The sequence below is a fragment of the Herbaspirillum huttiense genome (assembly GCF_047300815.1).
In the GTDB taxonomy this organism is placed as follows: domain Bacteria; phylum Pseudomonadota; class Gammaproteobacteria; order Burkholderiales; family Burkholderiaceae_D; genus Herbaspirillum; species Herbaspirillum huttiense_A.
Genome location: NZ_CP178608.1, coordinates 4,660,931 through 4,683,023 on the forward strand (window position 1 = coordinate 4,660,931; position 22,093 = coordinate 4,683,023).

Below are 22,093 nucleotides of genomic sequence, written 5' to 3' on the forward strand. Positions count from 1 at the left end.
CAGAAAGCTTCACTTACCCGCCACGGAAAGTGAAGCAACACGTATCGCGGCCCCGCCTCAAACGGGATTGTCGATATCGATGAAGCGATGCTCGATACCGAAGTGCCTGGCCACATGTTCCCCCAGCGCTTGGATGCCATAGCGCTCGGTGGCGTGATGGCCGGCAGCGAGATAGACAGTGCCGGTTTCGCGTGCGAGGTGCACGGTCGGTTCTGAAATCTCGCCGCTGATGTAGGCGGTGGCACCGGCTTCGATGGCTTCGCCCAGCATGCCCTGCGCCGCACCGGTACACCAGGCCACCTGTCCGATGGCCTGCTGCGGATCACCGATGAGCAGCGGCATGCGGCCCAGGCGTTTTTCGATCAGCATCGCCAGGTCCGCGGCCGTCTTGACGGAAGGCGCATGGCAGCGCCCGATCCAGCCGATGTCGTTCTCGCCGAAGCGGCCAGTGGCGTCAAAGTCGAGTCGTTTGGCCAGTTGCGCGTTGTTGCCCAGCTCCGGATGCGAATCCAGCGGCAAGTGATAGCCGAACAGATTGATGTCATGCCCCAGCAGCAGCTTCAGCCGCCGCTGCTTCTGCCCGATCACGCGCATGTCTTCACCGCGCCAGAAGTAACCGTGATGGACCAGGATGGCATCGGCCTGCCATTCCACTGCCGCCTCGATCAGGGCCAGGCTGGCCGTGACGCCGCTGACCACGCGCCCAATGGTGGCGCGCCCTTCCACCTGCAAGCCGTTTGGGCAATAATCGCGATATTGCGCCGCGTTAAGCGTCTGCCCCAGATAGACTGCGAACTCGTTTCTGCTAATGTGGCGGGTCATCTCTTCCTCATCCGATCAGATTTTCAATCCAAATACCAAAAATTCTTTTATGCGACGTTTATGGCTGTTGTTTGCCCAGACCGTGACAGTGGGTCTGGCGGTGTGGTTCATTGTAGCGACCTTGAAGCCGGACTGGCTGTCCGGATCCTTCACTTCGCGTGCACGCCCTGCCCAGTCCACCATCCAGATGCAGGAAGCCACACCCGCCGCGCCCGCCCTGGACTCCTATCGCCATGCGGCGCGCCAGGCCATGCCCTCGGTGGTCAATATCTTCACCACGACCGAAGCGCGCCCACAGAAGAGCCCCTTCCAGAACGATCCGTTCTTCCGCAAGTTCTTCGGCGACCAGTTCGATGAACAGCAGCAGGATGACAAGCAATCCAGCCTCGGTTCGGGCGTGATCGTCAGCCCGCAGGGCTACATCCTCACCAACAACCACGTGGTGGAAGCCGCCGACAAGATCGAAGTGGCCCTGGCCGACGGCCGCAAGGGCAGCGCCAAGGTGGTCGGCATCGATCCCGAGACCGACCTCGCCGTCATCAAGATCGACCTGCCCAACCTGCCCGCCATCACCCTGGGCCATCCGGAGAACAGCTCGGTGGGCGACGTCGTGCTGGCCATCGGCAACCCCTTCGGCGTGGGCCAGACGGTGACCATGGGCATCGTCTCGGCGCTGGGCCGCAACCACCTGGGCATCAATACCTTCGAGAACTTCATCCAGACCGATGCCGCCATCAATCCCGGCAACTCGGGCGGTGCGCTGGTCGATACCAACGGCAACCTGCTGGGCATCAACACGGCCATCTATTCGCGCACCGGCGGCAACCTGGGGATCGGCTTTGCGATACCGATGTCCACCGCCAAGACGGTGATGGAAGCCATCATCAGCCACGGCCAGGTGGTGCGCGGCTGGATCGGCGTGGAGCCGCAGGACATCACGCCGGAACTGGCCGAGAGCTTCGGCCTGGGCAAGAAAACCGGTGCCATCATCGCCGGCGTGCTCAAGGGCGGTCCGGCTGACCGCGCGGGCATGCGTCCGGGCGACATCCTGGTGAGCATCGACGACAAGCCGGTGGCCGATACCACCGAGATGCTCAACGTCATCGCGCAATTGACGCCGGGCCAGCAGATCGCCATGACGGTGCTGCGCAAGGCGCAGGAAACCAAGCTGAACATCACCGTGGGCAAGCGTCCGCCGCCGCCCAAGAACGATGATGCCGACGAAGAATGAGCCAGGAGAATCTGATCCATGCACCTGCGTGACCTGATCCAGTTCCTCGGGGAACTGTCCGAAAACAACAACCGCGCCTGGTTCGTCATGAACAAGCCGCGCTATGACATCCTGCGCGAGGAATTCCTGGCGCTGACCATCAAGCTCATCGCCGAGATCAGCAAGTTCGATCCGGCCATCGCCGGCTGCAACCCGAAGAAGGCGCTGTTCCGCATCAACCGTGACATGCGCTTCTCCCATGACAAGCGCCCGTACAAGACGCACTTCTCGGCCGCCATCACGGCCAGCGGGCTCAAGAAGCCCAGCCAGGGCGGCGGTCCGGCCTACTACTTCCACATCAATGAAGCGGGACAACTGCTCATTGCCGGTGGTGAATACCTGCCGCCGACGCCGCGCCTGCGCGCCATCCGCAACCGCGTGGTGGAGGATGCAGCGGGCTTCACCAAAATGCGCAAGAACAAGAAGCTTGTTGCGACATATGGCGACCTGCAGGACGAAGGAAAGCTGCAGCGCCCGCCCAAGGGCTTCGATCCGGACACCCCCAATATCGAGTACGTGAAGCTCAAGAGTTTCATCGTCTGGACCGAAGAAGACATCCGCAAGAAGATTCCGGCTGACCTTGGCAAGCAGGTGCTGGAAGGCTTCAAGGATGCCTATCCGCTGGTGCAATGGCTGCGCGAGATTCCGCTGGTGACCATCGAAGAGTGAACGGTCTATCAGGCACGTTCTCCTGAAGCCAGAAACGACAAAGCCCGCTCATCATCGAGCGGGCTTTGTTTTTTGGTGAATTGCCAGGCTTATTCGGTGGGCACGGAACTGCCAGGTTCCGCCTCCGGCGAACGCGTGGCACGCTCGAAGATCGGTGCCACCAGCAGGCCCACTTCGTAGAGCAGCACCAGCGGTACGGCCAGCATCAGCTGGCTCATCACGTCCGGCGGCGTGACGACGGCGGCAACGATGAAGGCACCGACGATCACGTAGGGACGGATCTGCTTCAACTTGGCCAGCGGCACCAGGCCCATGCGCACCAGCACGATCACGATCACCGGCACCTCAAAGGTCACGCCGAAGGCCACGAACATGGTCAGCACGAAGTCGACGTAGCTGTCGATATCCGGTGCCACCGAGACTGACTTGGGGGCGAAGTTGTTGATGAACGGGAAGACCACGCCAAAGACGAAGAAGTAGCAGAATGCCACCCCGGCCACAAACAGCAGCGAGGACGAGATCACCAGCGGCGCGATCAGGCGCTTCTCGTGCGCATACAGGCCGGGCGCGACGAAGGCCCACAGCTGGTACAGCACCCAGGGCAGCGCGATCAGCACGGCCACCAGCATGGTGACCTTGATGGGGATCAGGAAGGGAGTGATCACGCCGGTGGCGATCATCTTGCTGCCGGCGGGCAGCGCATGGATCATCGGCGCGGCCAGCACGTCGAAGATGTGGGCCGCGAACGGCATCAGGCAGAGGAACACCACCAGCACCACCGCAGCCGCCTTGACGATACGGCTGCGCAATTCGATCAGGTGCGAGATGAAGGTGTCTTCGGCCTGGGTGTTTTCTTCAGCCATGGGGTCGGAATTCTGATGAAGTGAGACGCGCTGCGCCAAATTTAGAAGAAACCAGCCGACTTGCCCACACCGACCGGACGGCGGTACTTGGCCACGCGGGCCGAGGCCGAGATCACGCGGGTCTTGTGACCGCTCTGGTGCTTGTACCAGGACGGCACGCCGGTGGTGCGCGAGAGCTTCTTGCGGCGGAAAGCCTTGGCCTTGATCGCATGCAGGGAGGGGTCGGGCGTGCGGGTCCAGCTGCTGCCGGCACTGCTGCTGTCGGACACGGAGGAATCGTCGCCGCCGTTCCAAGCGTCATTGATCGACGCTTCCGTATCGGACATGCTTTGATGAATGCTGTTACTGACGTCGCTGGCGGCGTCCTGCACATCCTTGTGCATCTTGCGCAGCTCGTCGAGTTCCATCTCGCGGCTGACTTCGGACTTGACGTCGTTGATGTAGCGCTGGGCACGGCCGAACAGGGTGCCGGCCATGCGCGCCACCTTGGGCAGGCGCTCGGGGCCGATCACGACCAGCGCGACCACGCCGATCAAGGCCAGCTTGGTAAGGCCGATATCAATCATGAGTCTGTGTGGACATTAAGAGGACAACGCGGGCGCGCCATGCGCTTGAAGACGGGAGTGCCCGCTGCAAATCACGATGCGGGCCCCTGCATGCCCGCCAGGAGGGCTGGCGGGCGGCCTGATCAGCTGCCGGACTTGTCCTTTTCCTTGGCCTGCACGTCGATGGCCGGGTCCTTCTTGGCCGGATCTTCCTCGCCGCCCTTGACGCCATCCTTGAAGCCCTTGACTGCCTTGCCCAGGTCGGAACCCATGTTGCCGAGCTTCTTGGTGCCGAAGACCAGCATCACGATCACCAGAACAATCAGCCAATGCCAAATACTGAACGAACCCATTCTCTTCTCCTAAGCGGACATCCCTGCCCTGTGTACAAGTGAAACCTGCCAGCCCCCGGGCCGGCGAATCCTTATTGTTGCACGAACCGTACCCGCCAGGGATGCGGGCCGCCAATCACGTGCATGTGCAGATGGTACACCTCCTGGCCGCCATCCGGTCCGGTGTTGACCAGGGTCTTGAAACCGCCGGTGGGCTTGCCTTCGGCATCGACGCCATAACCGCAGCCCTGCTCGGCCGCCAGGCGCGGTGCCAGGGCCAGCATCTTGCCCAGCAAGGCAGCATGCTGCTCACCGCAATCGGCCAGCGTTGCCACATGCTGGCGCGGCACAATCAGGAAATGCACCGGCGCGGCCGGATTGATGTCGTGGAAGGCGATCAGGTCCTCGTCCTCGTAGATCTTCTTCGAGGGAATCTGGCCTGCTGCGATCTTGCAGAAAATACAATTATCCAACGCCGTACTCCTGGGAAACAAGGGGATGGGAAAGTGCGCAGGACGCTCAGTCCTTGCGGGCAGCCTTTTCTTCCAGGCCAGAGAGGCCTTCGCGGCGCGCCAGTTCGTTGAGCACATCCTGCGGGCTCAGATCGAACTGCGCCAGCAGGACCATGGAATGGAACCACAGGTCGGCGCATTCATAAAGCACCTTGGACTTGTCGCCCGAGACGCGGGCATCCTTGGCGGCCATCACCGTTTCGGTGGCTTCCTCGCCGATCTTCTTGAGGATGGCGTCATCGCCCTTGGAGAACAGCTTGGCGACGTAGGATTTCTCCGGGTTGCCGCCGTTGGCCAGCTTGCGCGACTCGATGACTTCGGCCAGTCGCTTCAGGGTTTCACTCATGATGGGGTCTTGTCGCTGTCCACGGGCTTGGGGATGGTCTTGCGCACGCGCTTGGGCTTGGCTGCCGGCTCAGCAGCCGCCGCGGCCACGGGGCCACCACCGGCACCGGGTGGCAGGTCCTTCAGGACCGGCTCTACCGTGACCCATTCGCCGCTGTCGGCACTGCCTTCGAATTTCTGGAAGAAGCAGGAATGACGGCCGGTATGGCAGGCAATGCCGGCCACCTGCTCGACCTTGAGCAGCACCACGTCTTCGTCGCAGTCCAGGCGGATTTCGTGCACTTTCTGGAAATGACCTGATTCTTCACCTTTGTGCCAGAGCTTCTTGCGCGAGCGGCTCCAGTAGACCGCCTGGCCGATCTCCACGGTGCGCGCCAGCGCCTCGCGGTTCATCCAGGCGAACATCAGCACATCATTGGATCCGACTTCCTGGGCGATCACCGGCACCAGGCCGACTTCGTCCCATTTGACCTTGTTGAGCCATTTGGCGCTGATGCTCATGCCAGCCTCATGGAAATGTTCTGGTCGGCCATGAAGCGCTTGGCTTCCTGCACGGTGTGCTGGCCATAGTGGAAGATGCTGGCGGCCAGCACCGCATCAGCCTTGCCCTTGGTGATGCCGTCAGCCAGGTCCTGCAGGCCGCCCACGCCACCGGAAGCGATCACGGGAATGCTCACGGCTTCCGAGACCGAACGCGTCAGGTCGAGGTCGAAACCGCTCTTGGTGCCGTCACGGTCCATGCTGGTCAGCAGGATCTCGCCCGCACCCAGCTGCGCCATCTTGCGCGCCCATTCGACCGCATCCAGGCCGGTGGCCTTGCGTCCGCCGTGGGTATAGACCTCCCACTTGCCGTCGCCGGCGCGCTTGGCGTCGATGGCCACCACGATGCATTGGGAGCCGTATTTGTTGGCGGCATCGGCCACCAGCTGCGGATTGGTCACCGCCGAGGTGTTGATGCCGACCTTGTCGGCCCCGGCGTTGAGCAGGCGGCGCACATCTTCCACCGCGCGCACGCCGCCACCCACCGTCAGGGGAATGAAGACCTGCGAGGCCACGGCCTCGATGATGTCCAGGATCAGGTCGCGGCCATCGGAGGACGCGGTGATGTCGAGGAAGGTCAGCTCATCGGCACCCTGCTCGTCGTAACGGCGCGCGATCTCGACCGGATCGCCGGCATCGCGCAGCTCCAGGAAATTGACGCCCTTGACCACGCGACCAGCGGTCACGTCCAGGCAAGGGATGATGCGTTTTGCAAGGGCCATGTTATTTGCTGCCGGAGAGGCGGTTGGCTTCCAGTTCGCGCGTCAGTTCATCCGCACGATCCTGGCCGCTGCGCAGGTCCAGCGTCCCTTCGTAGATGGAACGGCCGCAGATGACGGCTTCGATGCCTTCATCCTCGACCCGGCACAGCGCCTCGACGTCGCCCACGTGGTGCACGCCGCCCGAGGCGATGATGGGAATGGTCACGGCCTGCGCCAGGCGCACCGTGGCCTCGATGTTGACGCCGCCCATCATGCCGTCGCGGCCGATGTCGGTGTAGACGATGGCTTCGCAGCCATAGCCTTCGAACTTCTGCGCCAGGTCCACCACTTCGTGGCCGGACAGCTTGCTCCAGCCATCGGTGGCAACCTTGCCGTCCTTGGCATCCAGGCCCACGATGATCTGGCCGGGGAAGGCGCTGCAGGCGTCATGCAGGAAGCCGGGATTCTTCACCGCGGCGGTGCCGATGATGATGTAGGAGAGGCCATCGTCCAGGTAGCGTTCGATGGTGTCCAGGTCGCGGATGCCGCCACCGAGTTGCACCGGGATTTCCTCGACGTCGTTCTCTTCGGCGAAGCTGGCGACCGCCTTGAGGATGGCTTTGACCGCCGCCTCGTTCTTGGGCTTGCCGGCGAAGGCACCGTTGAGGTCCACCAGGTGCAGGCGGCGCGCGCCCTGCTTGAGCCAGTGCAGGGCCATTTCCGCCGGATCTTCGGAGAAAACGGTGGCTTGGTCCATATCACCTTGTTTGAGGCGTACGCAATGACCGTCTTTCAGGTCGATGGCGGGTATGAGCAGCATGGCTAGGGGATGACTAGTCAGTAAAAAAGAAGGGTTGGCGACGGTCTGCGGCGAGGTTCTTGCCTGAAAGGCAAAAAATCAAGGTTTCCAGTGTACGAAATTCCGATACAGCTGCAAACCCGCCGAGGCACTTTTTTCCGGGTGGAACTGGGTTGCAAAGATATTATCGCGGGCCACGGCACAGGCGAAGTCACGGCCATACGGCGTTTGGCCAACGATCTGCGACGATTCGGCCGGGACGGCGTAATAGCTGTGGACAAAATAGAAGAAGGCGTTATCGGCAATGCCTTCCCACAGCGGATGGGCGCTGGTCTGGTGCACATGGTTCCAGCCCATCTGCGGCACCTTGAACAGCGATCCATCGTCCTGGCGCACGCCTTCGAGCTCGAAGCGCACGACCTTGCCGGGCAGCAGGCCCAGGCCGGTGGTGTCGCCTTCTTCACTCCAGTCGAACAGCATCTGCTCGCCCACGCATACGCCGAACAGCGGCTTGGTGCGTGACGCTTCAAGGACCGCATCCTGCACGCCCGATTCGCGCAGGCTGCGCATGCAATCGGGCATGGCGCCCTGGCCGGGCAGGACCACGCGGTCGGCGGCGCGGATATCGGCGACTTCGCCGGAGATGCGCACATCGGCTTCAGGCGCGACATGGCGCAGCGCCTGCGCCACCGAGCGCAGGTTGCCCATGCCGTAATCGACTACAACAATTTTATTCATGGCGACATTGAACGGCGCTCGCGCGCCGGGAAACCCAGATGAGTTAGCGATACCCTGCGTTTTACAGGCTGCCCTTGGTGGACGGAATCGTACCCGCAGCGCGCGGATCAAGTTCCACGGCCATGCGCAGCGCGCGGCCGAAGGCCTTGAACACGGTTTCGGCCTGGTGGTGGGCATTCACGCCACGCAGGTTGTCCACGTGCAGGGTCACCTGCGCATGATTGACGAAACCGTGGAAGAACTCGCTGGTCAGGTCCACATCGAAGGAACCGATCATCGAGCGGGTAAAGGGAATGTGGTATTCCAGGCCGGGACGGCCGGAGAAATCGATCACCACGCGCGACAGGGCTTCGTCCAGCGGCACGTAGGCGTGGCCGTAGCGGCGGATGCCCTTCTTGTCGCCGATGGCCTTGGCAAAGGCCATGCCCAGGGTGATTCCCACATCTTCCACCGTATGGTGCGCGTCGATGTGCAGGTCGCCCTTGGCGTGGATGTCCAGGTCGATCAGGCCATGGCGGGCGATCTGGTCCAGCATGTGATCCAGGAAGGGCACGCCGGTATCCAGCTTCTGCTGGCCGGTGCCATCCAGGTTGATCGCAACGCGGATCTGCGTCTCGTTGGTATTGCGGACGACTTCGGCGGTTCTCGGTGTAGACATGGTCGGGGTTGGACGGGGTTCTATCGTTGGTAATGCGTGATGCCTGCTTGCCTGCGGTGGACCTTCAAACCTTCACTGCTCGCGCAGTGCATCTTTCAGGGCCGTCAGGAAGATGGCGTTTTCTTCATCCGTACTGACGGTAATGCGCAAACAGTTTTGCAGCAATACGTGCATTCTACCGGCATTTTTGACAAGTACCCTGCGCGCCAGCAAGGCGCCACAGACTTTATCGGCGTCCGGGACGCGGATCAGGATGAAATTGGCCGCCGAAGGAAACACCTCCACCCCCTCCAGCGCCGCCAGTCCGGCCGCCAGCACGCTGCGCGCCTCACGCAGCTGCGCCGCCTGCGCCTCCAGCACCTGCAGGTGTTCCAGCACGAACAGCGCAGCCGCTTCGGTGAGCATGTTGACGTTGTAGGGCGGTCGCACCTTGTCCAATTCGCGCAACAGCGCCGGGGCCGCCGACAGGTAGCCCAGGCGGATGCCCGCCAGCCCCAGCTTGGAGACGGTGCGCATCACCACCAGGTTGTTGTGCTGCGGCAATGCCGGCATGAGCGTGGAGGCGGCGAAAGGCTGGTAAGCCTCGTCCACCACCACCAGCCCATAGGGCGCGGCGGCTTCGATGATGCGCAGCACGTCGGCCATCGGATAAAGCGTGCCGGTCGGATTGTTGGGATAGCCCAGCCAGGTGACGACGGGCTTGTGTTGCTCGATGGCCGCCAGCATCGCGGGCAGGTCCAGCGTCAGGTCCGCGCGCAGTGGTACGCCCACATAATCCAGCCCGGCCATTTTTGCCGAGACACCATACATGACGAACCCCGGTTCCGGTGCCAGGATGGTCCGCCCCGGAATGGCACAGGCGACTGAAAGCATGGTGATGAGCTCATCCGAACCATTGCCCAGCAGGACGTCATAGCCCGCAGGCACACCCAGTTGCGCGCAGATGGCCGCTTTCAGGCGGGTATAGGACGGCACCGGATAACGGTTCAACTCCAGCGCAGCCAGCCGCTGCGCCAGTTCCTCACGCAAGGCCGGCGGCAGCAGGTAGGGATTTTCCATTGCATCGAGCTTGACCATCCCTTCGGCCGAGGGCACGTGATAGGACTGCCAGCCGCGCACCAGCGGGCGGATCACGTTGGCTACCAGGTCGTCCACGGTCTCAGGCTTGGAGGGATTCATCATCTTGGCTCGCAGGTGCCGGCGCATCGAGCGCGTCGAGACGCTGGCGGATCAGTTCGCAATAATCGGGATTGAGTTCAAAGCCGGTGAAGTGGCGCCCGCAACGGCGCGCAGCCACGGCGGTCGTGCCGCTGCCCATGAAGGGATCGAGCACCACGCCGCCCGGCGGGCAAGAAGCCTTGACCATGCGCTCAACCACTTCCAGGGGTTTCTGCGTGGGATGGTCGGCGCGCTCTTTATGTTCACGATGCAGGCGCGACACACTCCATACATCCTTGGGGTTGTAGCCCATTTCCAGCCACTTGGCCCCGACGAAGATGGAGCGTGAACGTGCCTTCTTGGTCTGGGCATCGTAGGGGATGCGGATGGCATCGAGGTCGAAGAAATAATCCTTGGCCCGCGCGAAGAACCCGATGGTGTCATGCACCGAGGAATAACGCCGGGTGCTGCCGCCCATGGAGGGCACGCGGCGATCCCAGATGATCTCGTTGACCATGGTCATGCGCTGCTTGAGCATCACGAAGATTTCCGGCGAATTGCGCCAGGTCAGGAAGATGTAGAGGCTGCCATTGGGCTTCAACTTGGGCAGCGCGGCATCGATCCACTGTTCGGTCCAGCACAGATAAGCCGCCGTATCGAGCTTGTCGGAATCGTTGCCGTAATCCTTGCCCAGCCCATACGGCGGATCGGCGATCATCAGGTCGACGCTGCCATCGGGAATGCGCGCCAGGCCAACGGTGGCCGAGAGCGCATCCTCGCAGAATACGCGATCCAGCCAGCCGGCACCTACGAGGGAGTCGGTGGCGGAGGTCATCCTGTCACTTCCTGAGCCGCAGTTCGGCCGAGCGGGCGTGCGCCTGCAAGCCTTCACCGTAAGCCAGTTCGGCGGCGATTTTGCCCAGCGTCTGCGCGCCCTCTTCCGAGACACGGATGATGCTCGAACGCTTCTGGAAGTCATACACCCCCAGCGGCGAGGAGAAGCGAGCAGTACGCGACGTCGGCAGCACGTGGTTGGGACCGGCGCAGTAGTCGCCCAGGGACTCGGAGGAGAAGCGTCCCAGGAACATGGCGCCGGCGTGCCGGATCTGGTCCGCCCACTGCTGCGGCTCCTGGGCGGAAATCTCCAGGTGCTCGGCGGCGATCATGTTGGCGATCTCGCAGGCTTCTTCCATGTCGCGCACCTTGACCAGGGCGCCACGGTCGGTGAGCGAAGTGCGGATCACGTCCTTGCGCGGCATGTCTTCCAGCAGGCGGTTGATCGAGGCTTCCACCTTGGCGATGTAGTCCGCATCCGGGCACAGCAGGATGGATTGCGCCAGCTCGTCGTGCTCGGCTTGCGAGAACAGGTCCATGGCGATCCAGTCGGGATCGGTCGCGCCATCGCAGATCACCAGGATCTCCGAAGGACCGGCGATCATGTCGATGCCGACCACGCCGAACACGCGGCGCTTGGCGGCGGCCACATAGGCATTGCCGGGACCAACGATCTTGTCCACCTGCGGGATGGTGGCGGTGCCATAGGCCAGCGCGCCCACGGCTTGCGCACCACCGATGGTGAAGACACGGTCCACGCCGGCAATGGCGGCTGCGGCCAGCACCAGTTCATTCTTCACGCCATCCGGGGTCGGCACGACCATGATGACTTCCTGCACGCCGGCCACCTTGGCCGGAATCGCATTCATCAGTACCGACGAAGGATAGGCAGCCTTGCCGCCCGGCACGTAGATGCCCACGCGATCCAGCGGCGTGACCTTCTGGCCCAGTTCGGTGCCATCGGCTTCGCGATACAGGAAACCATCCGAGCCGCATTCCTTCTTCTGGCGCTCGTGATAAGCGCGCACGCGGTCGGCGGCGGTCTGCAGCGCATGGCGGCGCGCCTCGGGCAGGCCTGCCAGTGCGGCTTGCAGCGCATCCTTGCCGATTTCCAGGCCGGCCACGGAAGCGGCCTGCAGGCGGTCGAAGCGCTGGGTGTATTCCAGCACGGCCACATCGCCGCGCGCCTTCACATCGGCCAGGATGGTCGCTGCAGCGCGGTCGATGGCCTCGTCTTCGCTGGCTTCGAAGGCCAGCACGGCCGACAGCTTGTCACGGAAGCCGGCTTCGGCGGAATCGAGTTTTCGGATGGCAATGCTCATGGTCTCACCTGCTCTGCGAAGATATCTGGGGTCGTGGGATTACTTGGCCTTGGAAGCCTTCTCGAAGGCATCGAGAATCGGCTGCAGGCGCTCGCGCTTCAACTTCAGCGCGGCCTGGTTCACCACCAGGCGCGAGGAGATGTCGATGATGTGCTCGACTTCCACCAGCTTGTTGGCGCGCAGCGTGCCACCGGTGCTGACCAGGTCGACGATGGCGTCCGACAGGCCCACCAGCGGGCCCAGTTCCATCGAGCCATACAGCTTGATCAGGTCCACGTGCACGCCCTTGGCGGCGAAGTGCTCGCGCGCGGTATTGACGTACTTGGTCACCACACGCAGGCGCGCGCCCTGGCGCACCGCATTGGCGTAGTCGAAACCTTCCTGCACCGCCACCGACAGGCGGCACTTGGCGATGTTCAGGTCGATGGGCTGGTACAAGCCTTCACCGCCGTGCTCCATCAGCACGTCCTTGCCGGCCACGCCGAAATCGGCCGCACCGTATTGCACGTAGGTCGGCACATCCGAGGCGCGCACGATGATGACGCGCACGTCGAGGTCATTGGTCGGCAGGATCAGCTTGCGCGAAGATTCGGGATCCTCGGCCACGGTGATGCCGGCGGCCTTGAGCAGCGGCAGGGTCTCTTCGAAGATACGGCCCTTGGACAGCGCCAGCGTCAGTTGTTGGGTCATGATGGTGTGCGTTTTCTGGGGTCCGTCAATTTACTTGATGCGTTCGATATCGGCACCGATGGCCGACAGCTTGGCTTCCATGCGGTCATAGCCGCGGTCGAGGTGGTAGATGCGTTCCACCACGGTCTCGCCTTGCGCGGCCAGCCCGGCAATGACCAGCGAGGCCGAAGCGCGCAGGTCGGTTGCCATCACCGGCGCACCGAGGAATCTTTCCACGCCGGTGACGATGGCGGTATTGCCTTCCACATCGATGGCCGCACCGAGGCGATTCAATTCCTGCACGTGCATGAAACGGTTCTCGAAGATGGTCTCGGTGACGTGGCTGGTGCCTTCGGCCAGGCAGTTCAAGGCCATGAACTGCGCCTGCATGTCAGTCGGGAAGCCCGGATATTCGGTGGTGCGGAAGCTCACCGCCTTGGGACGGCGCGCCATCTGGATGCGGATCCAGTCTTCACCCGAAGTGAGGATGGCACCGGCGTCACGCAGCTTGTCCAGTGCGGCATCCAGCAAACCGGCGCGGGTACGGTGCAGGGTCACGTCGCCACCGGTGGCCGCGACAGCGCACAGGAAGGTGCCGGTCTCGATGCGGTCCGCGATGACTTCGTGCTCGGCACCGTGCAGCTTCTCCACCCCCTGGATCACCAGGCGGTCGGTTCCGATGCCCTCGATCTTGGCGCCCATCTTCACCAGCAGGTGAGCCAGGTCGCCCACTTCCGGCTCGCGCGCGGCGTTTTCCAGCACGGTCTCGCCATCGGCCAGGGCGGCGGCCATCAGGAGGTTCTCGGTGCCGGTCACGGTGATCATGTCGGTGACGATGCGCGCGCCCTTGAGGCGCTTGGCCTTGGCATGGATGTATCCGGCCTCGATATGAATTTCCGCGCCCATCGCCTGCAGTCCCTTGATGTGCTGGTCCACCGGACGTGAACCGATGGCACAACCGCCGGGCAGCGACACCTTGGCCTGGCCGAAGCGCGCCAGCAAGGGGCCCAGCACCAGGATCGAGGCACGCATGGTCTTGACCAGTTCATACGGCGCTTCCGGGCGGGTGATGTCGTTGCCGTTCAAGACCAGCTGCTCGCCGTTCTCGCGCACGCGCAGGCCCATCTGGCTCATCAGCTTGGTAATGGTGACCACGTCCTGCAGGTGCGGCACATTGGAGAGCACCAGGTCGCCATCGGTGAGCAGGCCCGCGCACAGGATGGGCAGGGCGGCGTTCTTGGCACCGGAAATGGTGACGTCACCGGAGAGGCGCTTGCCGCCACGGATCAAAAGCTTGTCCATCGTGTTGCCTTATTTCTGGAATTCTTCGGGGGTCAGGGTCTTCATCGACAGCGCGTGGATTTCTTCACGCATGCGGTCGCCCAGGGCAGCATAGACCAGCTGGTGGCGCTGGATCAGGCGCTTGCCGGCGAAGGCGTCGGCGACGATGACGGCGGTGAAGTGCTGGCCATCGCCCTCCACTTCCAGGTGCTGGCAGTCGAGGCCGGCGGCGATGTAGCTTTTGACGAGTTCAGGTGTGGGTAGCATGTTGAGGCTCTTCACGGGAATGGGGGAGATGGCGGGGCGCAGGATGTTCAATGCGAACCCGCGCGCAGCTTGTAGCCGCTCTTGAGCATGCGCACGGCCAGGGTCGACAGCGCCACGAAGAACACGGCTACGATACCGAGGCTGGTCATGGGGGGAATGTCGGACTGGCCGAAGAAGCCGTAGCGAAAACCGTCGATCATATAAAAAAACGGGTTGAAATGCGATACCGCCTGCCAGAACGGGGGCAGCGAGTGTATCGAATAGAACACGCCGGCCAGGAAGGTCAGCGGCACGATCAGGAAATTCTGGAACGCCGCCAGCTGGTCGAATTTCTCTGCCCAGATCCCGGCAATGAGGCCCATGGTGCCCAAGATGCCCGCACCCAGAAGGGCGAACACCAGGATCCATAGCGGTGCCACGAAGTCCAGGTGACCGAACCAGACGGTCACCACGAACACGCCCGCGCCTACCATCAGGCCACGCACCACGGCCGCCAGCACATAGCCGCCGAACAGCTCCCAGTGCGATAGCGGGGTCAGCAGCACGAACACCAGGTTGCCGGTAATCTTGGACTGGATCAGCGAGGATGAGCTGTTGGCAAAGGCATTCTGCAGCACACTCATCATCACCAGGCCCGGCACGAGGAAGCCGGTGTAGTTCACGCCCGGATAGACCTGCACGCGATCCTGCAGCACGTGGCCGAAGATCAGCAGGTACAGCAGGGCCGTGACGATGGGCGCAGTGACGGTCTGGGTGGCGACCTTCCAGAAACGCAGAATTTCCTTGTAGAACAGGGTACGGAAACCGATCATTTTTCATCTCCCATGATCTGGATGAAGACGTCTTCCAGGTCGGCCTGCTGCAATTGCAGGTCGTCGATCTCCGCGCCAGAGGCGCGCAGCGTGGCCAGGATGGGTTCGACTTCCTTGTAATCATTCACGCGCAGCGTGTACTTGTTGGCGGCATTGCCGGCCAGCAGCTCTTCGGGATGGGTGACCAGCGCCTTCAAGCCATCGGGCAGGCTGCCGCGCTTCAGGCGCAGCAGCATCTGCGAACCGGAGATGCGGCGGATCAGGGCATCGGTTGAATCCAGAGCCACCACACGGCCAAACTTGAGCATGGCAATGCGATTGCACAGGGCCTGGGCTTCTTCCAGGTAGTGCGTGGTCAGCACGATGGTATGCCCCTCGCGGTTGAGGCGGCCGATGAACTGCCACAGGGTCTGGCGCAGTTCCACGTCCACCCCGGCGGTCGGCTCATCGAGCACGATGACCGGTGGCTTGTGCACCAGCGCCTGGGCCACCAGCACGCGCCGCTTCATGCCGCCGGAGAGCGCGCGCATGTTGGTATCGGCCTTGTTGGTGAGGTCGAGGTTTTCCATGACCTCGTCGATCCACTTGTCATTGTTGGTCAGGCCGAAATAGCCGGACTGCATGCGCAAGGTCTCGCGCACGGTGAAGAAGGGATCGAAGACCAGTTCCTGCGGTACCACGCCCAGGTTCATGCGCGCGCCGCGATAGTCGCTGACCACGTCATGCCCGTGGATGGTGACCGAGCCCGAATCGGCCCGGTTCAGGCCGGCGATGATGGAAATCAATGTGGTCTTGCCGGCACCGTTGGGACCGAGCAGACCAAAGAATTCACCTTCTTCGATTGCCAGCGACACGCCACCCAGCGCCTGCAGGGACTGGTAGCGCTTCTTGATGTCTGTGATTTGGAGAGCGGCCATTGCCTCGCCCGTTCAATACGTTACTTGTCAGAAAGAAATAAGGAGCCAGGAGTTCCACCAGGGGAATCCGCTGTCCGCCTCGCCTTGGCCGCGCCATCCTCCCAAAGGGGGAAGCGTATGACGCAGTCATGTTGTCGTTGCGCTATGAAATAGCCGGAATGTTTTGCCGATGCCGACGGGCGGGAGAGTGCCTGGCGGAAACGTGATCCGCTGCCAACGCCGCCAGCGCGCCTGCAAAACCTTCGATTATAGGGGAATTCGATATTCCGGGCCGCCGTAGCACGGGCTTCCCGGCACCCGGGAGCACGGGCCGCGAGGGAAAAATGCGATCAGTGATGTCGATCGGTAGCGGAGGTCGGTGCGGCTGCACCTTGCAGCAGGGCGGTCACGCCGTAGAGGTCGGCCAGGCTCTGCAGGTTGGCCGGCAAGGGACCGAAGTCCAGTGCGGCACCACGGCCGGCAGCAGCACGCCGCCAGGCCAGGAGGGTTGCCACGGCCGAGGAATCGACCACGGCCACCTCGCTGACGTCAATGCTGGCCTGGCCGGCAGCGATGGCCGAGAGGCCTTCGCGCAGGACGGAACTGGCATTGGAGAAGGTCAGCGAGGCGCCGGGCTTGAACATGATGCGTTCTTTCGGTTCAGGAAATGGGTCGATGAACGGTAACGGCTTACTTCTTGCCGTTGCCGCGTGCGGCCAGCTGCTGGTTCTTGTCGGTCAGCGCCTTGATCAGGCCGTCGATGCCACCCTTGCTGATCTCGTTGGAGAAGGTGCCGCGGTAGGCTTCCACCAGCCAGGCGCCCAGCACGTTGACGTCATAGAGTTTCCAGCCGTCGGCCTTCTTTTCCAGGCGATAGCTCAGCTGGATCGGCTCGCCACCGCGCGAGGAGATCACCTGCGAGTTCACTTCCACTTCGGTATCGGTAGGGGCAGCGCGCAGCGGCTTGAATTCGATCTTCTGGTCGCGCACCTGCGACAGGGCGCCAGAGTAGGTGAACACCAGCAGGCTGCGGAACTGGGTGATCAACGCCTTCTGCTGCTCCGGGGTGGCCTGGCGCCAGTAGCGGCCGGCGGCCAGCTGGGTCATGCGCTCGAAGTCCACGTAGGGCAGGATCTTCTGTTCCACCAGCTGCATGATGCGGGCGTTGTTGCCGGCCTGGATGTCCTTGTCGGTCTTGGCGGTATCCAGCACTTCCGAGCTGATGCGCTTGACCAGCGCATCCGGGGCTTCCTGGGCGGACGCTGCGCCCGAGAAGGACAGCGCGGGAACGGCCAGGGCGGCAATGGCGAAAAGTTTGGTAAGCATCTTCATAAGTCGGTTTTCCATTCGAGTCAGCAGGAGGTGCCAAAGCTGCCTGGGGGCGCCACGTAGTGCAGCGCGCCGACAGCAGCCGGCAAGTCCTTCGAAACCCGCCCGGGAGCGGGGTTCCCGCGCCGTCACAGTTCGGCACGGATGTTACAGATTGCCCGAGGAGGACAGAGAAACTTGGGCAGACAGCGCAGATTGGGCAGTTGGCCCGCATTTCAAGACCAGACTGCGGCGCCGCAAGCGCAACCGCGGCCTCCCCCGCCGCACGGAGGGGGAGGCCATCGGCCATCAAGGCTTGATGGCTTCTTCCTTCTGCTCGCGGCCGCCGGAGGCGCCGTTGATCTGGCTCTGGCGGCGTTGCAGGTAGGCATCGCGCACGAAGTCGTACTTGTCCAGCGCGGCATCTTCCAGCAGGGTCGAGGCATCCAGCAACTGGGCGCGGCGGTCGACGATGCGCACCACCGCACCGACGTTGCGCCAGCGGGCCGGACGCTTGTAGGTCCACAGGTCGCCGTACAGGTCCACCGGCATGCCGGCGGTGTCGCGCAGCGTGGAGGGGCCGAAGAACGGCAGCACCACGTAGGGACCGGAGCCTACGCCCCACTTGCCCAGGGTCTGGCCGAAATCGGATTTCTCACGCGGCAGGCGGGCTTCGGTCGCCACGTCCAGCACGCCACCCAGGCCGAAGGTGGTGTTGATGGCCACGCGCATGAAGGTCGAGACACCCTGCTCGATACGGCCCTGCAGCAGCTGGTTGATGGACGACCAGACATCGCCGATGTTGCCGAAGAAGTTGCCCACGCCATGCTGGATCGGGGTCGGCACCACGGTGTCATAAGCTTGGGCGGCCGGCTTCAGGGCTACCTGGTCGACCGTGTCGTTGAAGCTGAACATGGTGCGGTTGAAGCCTTCCAGCGGATCGTTCGCATTGTTGGCGGTGCTGGCGCAGCCAGTCAGGGCGGCGGCCGCCAGGGCGAAGGCGCCGAGGCGACCTGCGTAGGCGGTGTTGATGGTTTTTTTATTCATTTGATTCATTTGGAATCATCCTTTCCCTCTGCCGCCTTGCTGTACAGGAATTGACCGATCAGGTTTTCCAGCACGATGGCGGATTGTGTCATCTTAATCGTATCGCCCGAGGCCAGGTTAGCAGTATCGCCGCCTGGCTCGATGCCGATGTATTGTTCACCCAACAGACCGGAGGTGAGGATCTTGGCCGAGCTGTCCTTGGGGAATTTGTAGCCCTCTTCCATGTTCAGCGTGACCACCGCGCGGAAGGTCTGGTCATCGAAGCGGATCGAATCGACCCGACCCACCACCACACCGGCGCTCTTGACGGCCGCGCGCGACTTCAGGCCGCCGATGTTGTCAAAATTGGCCTTGAGGGCATAGGTCTTCTGGCCGAAGGACATCGAGCTCATGTTGCCGACCTTCAGCGCCAGGAACGCCAGCGCGGCCACGCCGGCCAGCACGAAGATTCCTACCCAGGCATCCAGAGATTTACGTTGCATATTGAACCCTTTTTCTACCCTTTTATTCACATCATTGCGCCCCGACCGGGCGCTTGTCCAAGCACTGCGGCGGCTCAGCTGAACATCAGTGCCGTCAGCAGGAAATCCAGGCCCAGCACGGTCAGCGAGGCGATCACCACGGTCCGGGTCGTGGCCCGTGCCACGCCTTCGGGCGTCGGCTGGGCTTCATAACCCTGGAACAGTGCCACGAAGGTCACGGCAATACCGAAGACGATGCTCTTCAACACGCCATTGGCGATGTCATTCCACACATCCACGCCGCCCTGCATCTGCGACCAGAAAGCACCTTCATCCACACCGATCAGCAGCACGCCGACCACGTAGCCGCCCAGCACACCGACGGCGCTGAAGATGGCCGCCAGCACCGGCATGGCGATCACGCCAGCCCAGAAGCGCGGGGCCACCACGCGTTGCAGCGGGTTCACCGCCATCATTTCCATGGCCGAGAGTTGCTCGCCGGCCTTCATCAGGCCGATTTCGGCGGTCAGCGAGGTGCCGGCGCGGCCGGCAAAGAGCAGGGCCGTCACCACCGGACCCAGTTCTCGGGTCAGCGACAGGGCCACCAGCAGGCCGAGGGCCTGTTCCGAACCATACTTGTTGAGCGTGTAATAACCCTGCAGACCCAGCACGAATCCCACGAACAGGCCCGATACCGTAATGATCACCAGCGAATAGTTGCCGATGAAGTGAATCTGGTCGGTGATGAGGCGCGGACGGCGCAGCAGGCCCAGGGACGCGCCCAGCATGTTGATGAACATGCGCGCAGCAAAACCCACGCCGACCACGAACTCGCGCACGCTGCGGCCCAGGCCGCTGACGAAACCGGCGATCATGCCGCACCTCCCAGGCCCAGGTCCTCGGCCAGCGACTTGCCGGGATAGTGGAAGGGCACCGGACCATCGGCCTGGGCATGGACAAATTGCTTCACATAGGGATCGGTGGATTCGCGCATTTCTTGCGGTGTCCCCTGTGCCACGATCTTGCCGGCCGACAGGAAATACACATAGTCGGCAATGGCAAAGGATTCGTTGACGTCGTGCGACACCAGGATCGAGGTCGAGCCCAGGGCATCGTTGAGTCGGCGAATCAGGTTGGCGGTCACGCCCATGGAAATCGGATCGAGCCCGGCGAAGGGTTCGTCATACATGATCAGGGCCGGATCGAGCGCGATGGCGCGTGCCAGCGCCACCCGGCGTGCCATGCCGCCGGAGATCTCGGCCGGCTTCAAGGACGCGGCATTGCGCAGGCCCACGGCGTTCAACTTCATGAGCACCAGGTCGCGGATGAGCGTTTCATCCAGGTCGGTATGCTCGCGCAGCGGGAAGGCCACATTGTCGAACACCGTCATGTCGGTGAAGAGCGCGCCGTTCTGGAACAGCATGCCCATCTTGCGGCGCAGCACATACAGTTGTCTGGTCGCCAGCGATGGCACGTTCTCGCCATCGACTTCCACCCTGCCCTCCTGTGGCTGCAGCTGCCCGCCGATCAGGCGCAGGATGGTGGTCTTGCCGGAGCCGGAGCCGCCCATTACCGCCACCACCTTGCCGCGCGGGAAGTCCATCTGCAGACCAGTCAGGATAGGCCGGTCGCCATAACGGAAATGCAGATCGCGGATTTCGACGATATTAGACAAAGCAGGCAAAGGGATTCGTTGAGGATTTGGGAAAACCGACATTGTAGAGCAAATTTTACAAATCGCTTTCAAGAAGGCAATACAGCCTGTAAATCACCGCCGCCGAAAAGCCCCGTTCTTTACAAGTTAGCGGCAAGTTCACTACAAATAACCACTATTTCCTGCGGCCAACTAGATGACGAATGAGTCATTTAAATATTGCATATGAAAATAAATTCTCATTGCGTGGCGTCCCTGCAACGGAATGCTGCATTGCAAGCAATTCCCGGGATGCGAATCAAGGCTCGCATGGCGACAGTGATGGGGAGATACCACAGCGCGGGGGTGCGGAAGGATGCTGCGTCGCAAAGCTGGGGCTTGGGGCGTGCGGCTTGCTACAATGTCGGTTTTGCTTTCGGAAGAATCTGTCATGAGCCTCAAATGCGGCATCGTGGGTCTGCCCAACGTCGGTAAGTCCACTCTTTTCAACGCGCTGACCAAGGCGGGCATCGCCGCCGAGAACTATCCGTTCTGCACCATCGAGCCCAATGTCGGCATCGTGGAAGTGCCCGATCCGCGTCTGAAGGCGCTGGCCGAGATCGTCAAGCCCGAGCGCATCCTGCCGGCGACGGTCGAATTCGTGGACATCGCCGGCCTGGTGGCGGGTGCCTCCAAGGGTGAAGGTTTAGGCAACCAGTTCCTGTCGCACATTCGCGAGACCGACGCCATCGTCAACGTGGTGCGTTGCTTCGAAGATCCGAACGTGATCCACGTGGCTGGCCGCGTGAGCCCGCTGGACGACATCGCCGTGATCCAGACCGAACTGGCGCTGGCCGACATGGGTACGGTCGAGAAGGCCATCCATCGCGAGCAGAAGAAGGCCCGTTCCGGTGACAAGGATGCCGCCAAGCTGGTGGCCCTGCTGGAACGCATCATGCCGGCGCTGGACGAAGCCAAGCCGGTGCGTGCACTGGGCCTGGATGCCGAAGAGATGCTGCTGATCAAGCCGCTGTGCCTGATCACGGCCAAGCCGGCGATGTATGTGGCCAACGTGTCCGACAGCGGCTTCACCGACAACCCGCTGCTGGACCAGTTGACCGCCTATGCGCAGGAACAGAACGCGCCCATCGTGGCCATCTGCGCGGCCATCGAAGCCGAGATCGCCGACCTGGACGACGCCGACAAGGCCGACTTCCTGGCCGACATGGGCATGGAAGAGCCGGGCCTGGATCGCCTGATCCGCGCGGCTTTCAAGCTGCTGGGCCTGCAGACTTACTTCACCGCCGGCGTCAAGGAAGTGCGCGCATGGACGGTGCCGGTGGGCGCAACTGGCCCGCAGGCGGCCGGCGTGATCCACACCGACTTTGAACGCGGCTTCATCCGTGCGCAGACCATTGCCTTTGAGGACTTCATTGCCTTCAAGGGTGAGGCCGGTGCCAAGGAAGCGGGCAAGATGCGCGCGGAAGGCAAGGAGTATGTGGTCAAGGATGGGGATGTGATGAATTTCTTGTTCAATGTTTGAACATCGATTCATCCCATTCTGGTATGACCTGAACCCCGACCAAGCTCGGGGTTTTTTATTGGGCATCA

The 22,093-nt window shown here is 62.5% G+C and carries 27 protein-coding genes and 1 pseudogene; 3 read left to right on the forward strand and 25 right to left on the reverse strand.

Annotated features, from left to right (window positions below):
- Positions 1-57: 57 nt before the first annotated feature.
- Entirely contained in the window at positions 58-822 is a 765-nt protein-coding gene (locus ACLRDN_RS21300; RefSeq protein WP_413457903.1) for a Nif3-like dinuclear metal center hexameric protein, read from the reverse strand.
- Positions 823-871: 49 nt separating this feature from the next.
- Between ACLRDN_RS21300 and ACLRDN_RS21305 the strand changes: the two genes are divergently transcribed.
- Complete coding sequence (locus ACLRDN_RS21305; protein ID WP_413457904.1) at positions 872-2,053, forward strand: Do family serine endopeptidase; 1,182 nt, start codon at positions 872-874, stop codon at positions 2,051-2,053.
- Positions 2,054-2,071: 18 nt separating this feature from the next.
- Positions 2,072-2,761, forward strand: a complete 690-nt coding sequence (locus ACLRDN_RS21310) for a DUF2461 domain-containing protein (RefSeq protein WP_413457905.1) — start codon at positions 2,072-2,074, stop codon at positions 2,759-2,761.
- Positions 2,762-2,850: 89 nt separating this feature from the next.
- Here the strand turns inward: ACLRDN_RS21310 and tatC are convergent, their stop codons facing one another.
- The 24 genes and pseudogenes from tatC to ACLRDN_RS21430 form a co-directional block, all read right to left on the reverse strand.
- Positions 2,851-3,624 (reverse strand): twin-arginine translocase subunit TatC, encoded by a 774-nt coding sequence (gene tatC, locus ACLRDN_RS21315; protein WP_329802454.1) that lies wholly within the window; start codon positions 3,622-3,624, stop codon positions 2,851-2,853.
- A 41-nt stretch (positions 3,625-3,665) separates the two neighbouring features.
- Positions 3,666-4,190, reverse strand: a complete 525-nt coding sequence (tatB, locus tag ACLRDN_RS21320) for a Sec-independent protein translocase protein TatB (RefSeq protein ID WP_413457906.1) — start codon at positions 4,188-4,190, stop codon at positions 3,666-3,668.
- A gap of 122 nt (positions 4,191-4,312) precedes the next feature.
- On the reverse strand, positions 4,313-4,522 hold the full coding sequence (gene tatA, locus ACLRDN_RS21325; RefSeq protein ID WP_039783860.1) for a Sec-independent protein translocase subunit TatA: 210 nt from the start codon (positions 4,520-4,522) through the stop codon (positions 4,313-4,315).
- 71 nt (positions 4,523-4,593) lie between these two features.
- Positions 4,594-4,974: a histidine triad nucleotide-binding protein gene (locus ACLRDN_RS21330; protein WP_034330788.1), complete on the reverse strand. Its 381-nt coding sequence runs from the start codon at positions 4,972-4,974 to the stop codon at positions 4,594-4,596.
- A gap of 46 nt (positions 4,975-5,020) precedes the next feature.
- On the reverse strand, positions 5,021-5,359 hold the full coding sequence (locus ACLRDN_RS21335; RefSeq protein ID WP_069374928.1) for a phosphoribosyl-ATP diphosphatase: 339 nt from the start codon (positions 5,357-5,359) through the stop codon (positions 5,021-5,023).
- 116 nt (positions 5,360-5,475) lie between these two features.
- Positions 5,476-5,859, reverse strand: a pseudogene (hisI, locus tag ACLRDN_RS21340) (phosphoribosyl-AMP cyclohydrolase); the annotation flags it as partial.
- Positions 5,856-6,620 (reverse strand): imidazole glycerol phosphate synthase subunit HisF, encoded by a 765-nt coding sequence (gene hisF, locus ACLRDN_RS21345; protein WP_034330780.1) that lies wholly within the window; start codon positions 6,618-6,620, stop codon positions 5,856-5,858. The pseudogene hisI and the gene hisF, both read right to left, overlap by 4 nt.
- A 1-nt stretch (position 6,621) precedes the next feature.
- A complete protein-coding gene (hisA, locus tag ACLRDN_RS21350; protein WP_034330777.1) occupies positions 6,622-7,419 on the reverse strand; it encodes a 1-(5-phosphoribosyl)-5-[(5-phosphoribosylamino)methylideneamino]imidazole-4-carboxamide isomerase in 798 nt (265 codons plus the stop codon).
- A 78-nt stretch (positions 7,420-7,497) separates the two neighbouring features.
- Positions 7,498-8,136, reverse strand: coding sequence for an imidazole glycerol phosphate synthase subunit HisH (hisH, locus tag ACLRDN_RS21355; protein ID WP_413457907.1), 639 nt, complete (start codon positions 8,134-8,136; stop codon positions 7,498-7,500).
- A 61-nt stretch (positions 8,137-8,197) separates the two neighbouring features.
- Positions 8,198-8,794: an imidazoleglycerol-phosphate dehydratase HisB gene (hisB, locus tag ACLRDN_RS21360; protein WP_013235995.1), complete on the reverse strand. Its 597-nt coding sequence runs from the start codon at positions 8,792-8,794 to the stop codon at positions 8,198-8,200.
- Positions 8,795-8,866: 72 nt separating this feature from the next.
- Positions 8,867-9,973, reverse strand: coding sequence for a histidinol-phosphate transaminase (gene hisC, locus ACLRDN_RS21365; protein WP_413460431.1), 1,107 nt, complete (start codon positions 9,971-9,973; stop codon positions 8,867-8,869).
- Entirely contained in the window at positions 9,954-10,787 is an 834-nt protein-coding gene (locus tag ACLRDN_RS21370; protein ID WP_413457908.1) for a DNA-methyltransferase, read from the reverse strand. Before ACLRDN_RS21370 ends, hisC begins: the two co-directional genes overlap by 20 nt.
- Positions 10,788-10,791: 4 nt before the next feature.
- Positions 10,792-12,108, reverse strand: coding sequence for a histidinol dehydrogenase (gene hisD / locus ACLRDN_RS21375; RefSeq protein ID WP_034330743.1), 1,317 nt, complete (start codon positions 12,106-12,108; stop codon positions 10,792-10,794).
- Positions 12,109-12,147: 39 nt separating this feature from the next.
- On the reverse strand, positions 12,148-12,798 hold the full coding sequence (gene hisG / locus ACLRDN_RS21380) for an ATP phosphoribosyltransferase (RefSeq protein WP_413457909.1): 651 nt from the start codon (positions 12,796-12,798) through the stop codon (positions 12,148-12,150).
- Between the two features lie 30 nt (positions 12,799-12,828).
- On the reverse strand, positions 12,829-14,079 hold the full coding sequence (gene murA / locus ACLRDN_RS21385) for a UDP-N-acetylglucosamine 1-carboxyvinyltransferase (protein WP_413457910.1): 1,251 nt from the start codon (positions 14,077-14,079) through the stop codon (positions 12,829-12,831).
- A 9-nt stretch (positions 14,080-14,088) separates the two neighbouring features.
- On the reverse strand, positions 14,089-14,325 hold the full coding sequence (locus ACLRDN_RS21390; protein WP_413457911.1) for a BolA family protein: 237 nt from the start codon (positions 14,323-14,325) through the stop codon (positions 14,089-14,091).
- A 47-nt stretch (positions 14,326-14,372) separates the two neighbouring features.
- Entirely contained in the window at positions 14,373-15,137 is a 765-nt protein-coding gene (locus tag ACLRDN_RS21395) for an ABC transporter permease (RefSeq protein WP_413457912.1), read from the reverse strand.
- The gene (locus tag ACLRDN_RS21400) at positions 15,134-16,054 is read right to left on the reverse strand and encodes an ABC transporter ATP-binding protein (RefSeq protein WP_413457913.1); all 921 of its coding nucleotides are present in this window, start codon (positions 16,052-16,054) and stop codon (positions 15,134-15,136) included. Before ACLRDN_RS21400 ends, ACLRDN_RS21395 begins: the two co-directional genes overlap by 4 nt.
- A gap of 329 nt (positions 16,055-16,383) precedes the next feature.
- Positions 16,384-16,677 (reverse strand): lipid asymmetry maintenance protein MlaB, encoded by a 294-nt coding sequence (locus ACLRDN_RS21405; RefSeq protein WP_413457914.1) that lies wholly within the window; start codon positions 16,675-16,677, stop codon positions 16,384-16,386.
- A gap of 46 nt (positions 16,678-16,723) precedes the next feature.
- Positions 16,724-17,365, reverse strand: a complete 642-nt coding sequence (locus ACLRDN_RS21410; protein WP_413457915.1) for a phospholipid-binding protein MlaC — start codon at positions 17,363-17,365, stop codon at positions 16,724-16,726.
- A gap of 285 nt (positions 17,366-17,650) precedes the next feature.
- Entirely contained in the window at positions 17,651-18,388 is a 738-nt protein-coding gene (locus tag ACLRDN_RS21415; RefSeq protein WP_413457916.1) for a VacJ family lipoprotein, read from the reverse strand.
- 5 nt (positions 18,389-18,393) lie between these two features.
- Positions 18,394-18,870 carry an outer membrane lipid asymmetry maintenance protein MlaD gene (mlaD, locus tag ACLRDN_RS21420; RefSeq protein WP_145604864.1) on the reverse strand — a complete coding sequence of 159 codons (477 nt, stop codon included), beginning with the start codon at positions 18,868-18,870 and terminating at the stop codon, positions 18,394-18,396.
- A gap of 74 nt (positions 18,871-18,944) precedes the next feature.
- Positions 18,945-19,724 carry a lipid asymmetry maintenance ABC transporter permease subunit MlaE gene (gene mlaE, locus ACLRDN_RS21425; protein ID WP_145604865.1) on the reverse strand — a complete coding sequence of 260 codons (780 nt, stop codon included), beginning with the start codon at positions 19,722-19,724 and terminating at the stop codon, positions 18,945-18,947.
- Positions 19,721-20,524, reverse strand: coding sequence for an ABC transporter ATP-binding protein (locus ACLRDN_RS21430; protein WP_413460432.1), 804 nt, complete (start codon positions 20,522-20,524; stop codon positions 19,721-19,723). Before ACLRDN_RS21430 ends, mlaE begins: the two co-directional genes overlap by 4 nt.
- Before the next feature lie 409 nt (positions 20,525-20,933).
- Between ACLRDN_RS21430 and ychF the strand changes: the two genes are divergently transcribed.
- Positions 20,934-22,025 (forward strand): redox-regulated ATPase YchF, encoded by a 1,092-nt coding sequence (ychF, locus tag ACLRDN_RS21435; protein WP_034330723.1) that lies wholly within the window; start codon positions 20,934-20,936, stop codon positions 22,023-22,025.
- Positions 22,026-22,093 lie beyond the last annotated feature (68 nt).

Coding starts and splice junctions, on each gene's coding strand:
- ACLRDN_RS21300 (WP_413457903.1), bottom strand. CDS start 822: ATGACCCGCCACATTAGCAGAAACGAGTTCGCAGTCTATCTGGGGCAG.
- ACLRDN_RS21305 (WP_413457904.1), top strand. CDS start 872: ATGCGACGTTTATGGCTGTTGTTTGCCCAGACCGTGACAGTGGGTCTG.
- ACLRDN_RS21310 (WP_413457905.1), top strand. CDS start 2,072: ATGCACCTGCGTGACCTGATCCAGTTCCTCGGGGAACTGTCCGAAAAC.
- tatC (WP_329802454.1), bottom strand. CDS start 3,624: ATGGCTGAAGAAAACACCCAGGCCGAAGACACCTTCATCTCGCACCTG.
- tatB (WP_413457906.1), bottom strand. CDS start 4,190: ATGATTGATATCGGCCTTACCAAGCTGGCCTTGATCGGCGTGGTCGCG.
- tatA (WP_039783860.1), bottom strand. CDS start 4,522: ATGGGTTCGTTCAGTATTTGGCATTGGCTGATTGTTCTGGTGATCGTG.
- ACLRDN_RS21335 (WP_069374928.1), bottom strand. CDS start 5,359: ATGAGTGAAACCCTGAAGCGACTGGCCGAAGTCATCGAGTCGCGCAAG.
- hisF (WP_034330780.1), bottom strand. CDS start 6,620: ATGGCCCTTGCAAAACGCATCATCCCTTGCCTGGACGTGACCGCTGGT.
- hisA (WP_034330777.1), bottom strand. CDS start 7,419: ATGCTGCTCATACCCGCCATCGACCTGAAAGACGGTCATTGCGTACGC.
- hisH (WP_413457907.1), bottom strand. CDS start 8,136: ATGAATAAAATTGTTGTAGTCGATTACGGCATGGGCAACCTGCGCTCG.
- hisB (WP_013235995.1), bottom strand. CDS start 8,794: ATGTCTACACCGAGAACCGCCGAAGTCGTCCGCAATACCAACGAGACG.
- hisC (WP_413460431.1), bottom strand. CDS start 9,973: ATGAATCCCTCCAAGCCTGAGACCGTGGACGACCTGGTAGCCAACGTG.
- ACLRDN_RS21370 (WP_413457908.1), bottom strand. CDS start 10,787: ATGACCTCCGCCACCGACTCCCTCGTAGGTGCCGGCTGGCTGGATCGC.
- hisD (WP_034330743.1), bottom strand. CDS start 12,108: ATGAGCATTGCCATCCGAAAACTCGATTCCGCCGAAGCCGGCTTCCGT.
- hisG (WP_413457909.1), bottom strand. CDS start 12,798: ATGACCCAACAACTGACGCTGGCGCTGTCCAAGGGCCGTATCTTCGAA.
- murA (WP_413457910.1), bottom strand. CDS start 14,079: ATGGACAAGCTTTTGATCCGTGGCGGCAAGCGCCTCTCCGGTGACGTC.
- ACLRDN_RS21390 (WP_413457911.1), bottom strand. CDS start 14,325: ATGCTACCCACACCTGAACTCGTCAAAAGCTACATCGCCGCCGGCCTC.
- ACLRDN_RS21395 (WP_413457912.1), bottom strand. CDS start 15,137: ATGATCGGTTTCCGTACCCTGTTCTACAAGGAAATTCTGCGTTTCTGG.
- ACLRDN_RS21400 (WP_413457913.1), bottom strand. CDS start 16,054: ATGGCCGCTCTCCAAATCACAGACATCAAGAAGCGCTACCAGTCCCTG.
- ACLRDN_RS21405 (WP_413457914.1), bottom strand. CDS start 16,677: ATGTTCAAGCCCGGCGCCTCGCTGACCTTCTCCAATGCCAGTTCCGTC.
- ACLRDN_RS21410 (WP_413457915.1), bottom strand. CDS start 17,365: ATGAAGATGCTTACCAAACTTTTCGCCATTGCCGCCCTGGCCGTTCCC.
- ACLRDN_RS21415 (WP_413457916.1), bottom strand. CDS start 18,388: ATGAATAAAAAAACCATCAACACCGCCTACGCAGGTCGCCTCGGCGCC.
- mlaD (WP_145604864.1), bottom strand. CDS start 18,870: ATGCAACGTAAATCTCTGGATGCCTGGGTAGGAATCTTCGTGCTGGCC.
- mlaE (WP_145604865.1), bottom strand. CDS start 19,724: ATGATCGCCGGTTTCGTCAGCGGCCTGGGCCGCAGCGTGCGCGAGTTC.
- ychF (WP_034330723.1), top strand. CDS start 20,934: ATGAGCCTCAAATGCGGCATCGTGGGTCTGCCCAACGTCGGTAAGTCC.